The sequence below is a fragment of the uncultured Cardiobacterium sp. genome, assembly GCF_938028185.1.
Lineage (GTDB): Bacteria > Pseudomonadota > Gammaproteobacteria > Cardiobacteriales > Cardiobacteriaceae > Cardiobacterium.
Map to the genome: position 1 here is coordinate 1 of NZ_CALJAH010000186.1, position 3,089 is coordinate 3,089.

The window sequence follows — 3,089 nt, forward strand, 5'->3', positions numbered from 1 at the left end:
GACGGCACGCTGAAGCGCCTCAGTGAACAATTCTTCGGAGCCGATGTCAGTGTCCGCGACGCAAAATAACCGCAGCCGCGCGCTGATTGGCGGCGCGCTCATCACCGCCGTGCTTGCCGCCGTGGTCTTCATCCTCGGCTGGCGCGGCCTTATCGGCGCACTGCCGTTCATGAGCGAGGCGCGGGTGGAGCTCGTCGGCAGCGCCTTCCGCCCGATGCTCGTCGCCGCCATCCTCTACTCCATCCCGCTCGCCATCGTCTCCTTCATCATCGGCCTCGTCATCGCGCTTGTGGTGGCGCTGGTGCGCGTCGTCCCGGCGACCGGACTGGCGCACCGCCTGCTGCTCGCCCTCGTCCACGGCTACGTCTCCGCCATCCGCGGCACGCCGATGCTGGTACAACTGATGATCGTCTTCTACGGCCTGCCCGCCATCGGCATCACCCTGGAGCCGATGCCAACCGCCATCATCGGCTTCTCGCTCAACGTCGGCGCCTATGCCTCCGAAACTGTGCGCGCCGCCATCCTCTCCGTGCCGCGCGGCCAGTGGGAAGCGGGCTACACCATCGGCATGACCTACCTGCAAACCTTCCGCCGCATCATCCTGCCGCAGGCGTTGCGCGTCTCCGTGCCGCCCTTGTCCAACAGCTTCATCGGCCTGTTCAAAGAAACCTCGCTCGCCTCGACCGTCACCATCACCGAACTGTTCCGCGAAGCGCAGCAAATCGCCAACCGCAGCTACGACTTCCTGCCGGTCTATATCGAAGCGGCGCTGATTTACTGGGTCTTCTGCTTCATCCTCGCGCTGGCGCAAAGCCGCCTGGAGCGCCACCTCGACCGCTACACCGCCAAATAACCATGCTCACCATCCGCAACATCCACAAAACCTTCGGCGACCACACCATCCTGCGCGGCATCGACCTCGACATCGCAAAAGGCAGCGTCGTCGTCATCCTCGGCCCCTCCGGCAGCGGCAAAACCACCTTCCTCCGCTGCCTGAACGCTTTGGAAATGCCCGAAGCGGGGACAATTACCTTCGACGGCGCGGCGCCGCTTGCCATCGACTTCAGCCAAAAACCGGGCAAAAAAGACATCCTCGCGCTGCGGCGCAAATCCGGCATGGTCTTCCAGCACTACAACCTCTTCCCGCACAAAACCGCGCGCGAAAACATCATGGAAGGGCCGGTGATTGTGCAGGGGCGGCCGCTGGCGGAAGCCCGCGCCGAGGCAGAACAACTGCTCGCCAAAGTGGGATTGGCCGACCGCGGCGACCATTACCCCTACCAACTCTCCGGCGGCCAGCAACAGCGCGTCGGCATCGCCCGCGCGCTCGCCATCCGCCCCGAACTGATGCTGTTTGACGAACCGACCTCGGCGCTCGACCCCGAACTGGTGCAGGAAGTGCTGAACACCATCAAGGAGCTGGCGGCGGAAGGCTGGACGATGATCGTCGTCACCCACGAAGTCAAATTCGCACTGGAAGTGGCGGACGTGGTAGTGATGATGGACGGCGGCGTCATCGTTGAGCAGGGCAGCCCGGACGCGCTCTTCCACCACCCGCAACACGAACGTACCAAACGCTTCCTGCAACAAATCCGGGCGGAAGGATAGGATGCTGCGCGCCCGGATACGCGAACGGCACGGTTTCCCGTGCCGTTTTTTCGTACGGACGTGTACCACCTCCAGCGTTACTCATTGTGCAGAACTTTGAGTGCATCGCTATATATGTTCGGCATTCGGTTTGTTGGGTTACGCGCTGCGTACTAACCCAACCTACAAAGGCTCACGGCTGAATTGCAAACAGCCTCTAGCCCTGACGGCGCAGCCACTCGTGGTAGTGCTGTTCGTAGGTTTCCACACCTTTGCGCAGGCGTTCGAGGTCGCGTTCGTTTAGCGGGCGGCGGTGCTGGTCGCAGAGTTTGCCGCCGCAGTTTTCGCTCATTTCATGGACGAGGGCGCTGAAGGTTTCCCAGTCCTGTACCGGTTCTTGTCCGACGGGCAGTTGCAGCACGATCAGCAGTCCTTCGTAGTTCGCTTCCGGGGTGTCGAGGTTTTCCGGGAAGGTTGGCGGGCGGCGGACGTTGAGCAGGGTGCAGAAGACGTCTTCACCGCCTGCGGTCAGCAGTTCGTAGGTGCGGTTGGGCGAGTATTGCAGGCCGAAGTTCTGCACGAGGCGGGCGACGGTTTTGCCGCTGAAGGGGCGGCCTTGCGGTGCCATGATGGTGAGCGGCAGCAGGAGTTCGGGCGGGGTGCCACGCGGTTTGGCCGGGGCGGCGTTTTTGCCGCCGAAGAAGCCGGGGTTGAGGCGGCTGGTTTTGTGCATTTCGACGCCGCCCGCTTCAAAGTCGGTGATGCCGTTGTCCGGGATGTGGCCGCCATCCAAACTGGAGCCCCGGTAGCGGGGGTGGCCATCGTGGCGGTCGCGTTCGCGGTCGCGCTGGCGTTTGATGTAGAGCGCGATGCCGCCCATCGCGACGAGGACGAGGATGATGGCGGTGATGCGCAGCATGAGTACGGACGGGTTGGTCATGGTTCCTGGTCTCCTTCTCCGAGTATGTCTTCCAGCCGGTAAAGCAGATGGTCGTCAATGGCGTATCCGTCTGCTTCGCTCAGGGCAAAGTGGCGCACGCTGCGGTAGCGGCGGTGCACTTCTTGCCGGTCGCCGCAGTTGAGGTAATGCCAGGGCGGCAAGGGTTTGCCTTCCGCGCGCAGGCGGTAGGCGCAGGTCGGCGGCAACCAGTTGTATTCGTTGCGCTTCATGTCGCGCAGCGACAGGCAATCCGGGACGTGCTGCTGGCGGCAGGGGTAGTCGCGGCAGCGGGCGCTGGCGATGTCCAGCAGTTTGCAAGCAACACGGGAGAAGTACACTTCTCCCGTATCGATGTCTTCCATTTTGTTGAGGCAGCACAATCCGCATCCGTCGCAGAGGGCTTCCCATTGTTTGTCGGAGAGGCGGTGCAGCGGCTGGCGCCACCATTGCGCGTCGTTACGCAATCTCAGTGCAGCCCCTGCATATAGCGTGCAACCGCCTCGATTTGTTTCGGCGTCAGTTTGTCGGCGACGTCGCGCATCATGCCGTTCGGGTCGTTGGC

Annotated in this window: 4 protein-coding genes and 1 pseudogene; 2 read left to right on the plus strand and 3 right to left on the minus strand. The window is 62.9% G+C overall.

Features of this window, described 5'->3' with window-relative positions:
• Nucleotides 1–169 precede the first annotated feature (169 nt).
• Both Q0349_RS05510 and Q0349_RS05515 read left to right on the plus strand, forming a co-directional pair.
• Nucleotides 170–853, plus strand: a complete 684-nt coding sequence (locus Q0349_RS05510; protein WP_366916282.1) for an amino acid ABC transporter permease — start codon at nucleotides 170–172, stop codon at nucleotides 851–853.
• 2 nt (nucleotides 854–855) lie between these two features.
• The gene (locus Q0349_RS05515) at nucleotides 856–1,608 is read left to right on the plus strand and encodes an amino acid ABC transporter ATP-binding protein (protein ID WP_366916281.1); all 753 of its coding nucleotides are present in this window, start codon (nucleotides 856–858) and stop codon (nucleotides 1,606–1,608) included.
• Nucleotides 1,609–1,804: 196 nt separating this feature from the next.
• Here the strand turns inward: Q0349_RS05515 and Q0349_RS05520 are convergent, their stop codons facing one another.
• The 3 genes and pseudogenes from Q0349_RS05520 to Q0349_RS14095 all read right to left on the minus strand — a co-directional run.
• Nucleotides 1,805–2,527, minus strand: coding sequence for a cell division protein ZipA C-terminal FtsZ-binding domain-containing protein (locus Q0349_RS05520; RefSeq protein ID WP_298079880.1), 723 nt, complete (start codon nucleotides 2,525–2,527; stop codon nucleotides 1,805–1,807).
• Nucleotides 2,524–2,997 carry a YcgN family cysteine cluster protein gene (locus Q0349_RS05525; protein ID WP_366916283.1) on the minus strand — a complete coding sequence of 158 codons (474 nt, stop codon included), beginning with the start codon at nucleotides 2,995–2,997 and terminating at the stop codon, nucleotides 2,524–2,526. Before Q0349_RS05525 ends, Q0349_RS05520 begins: the two co-directional genes overlap by 4 nt.
• A pseudogene (locus Q0349_RS14095) lies at nucleotides 2,994–3,089 on the minus strand (cytochrome c4); the annotation flags it as partial. The gene Q0349_RS05525 and the pseudogene Q0349_RS14095, both read right to left, overlap by 4 nt.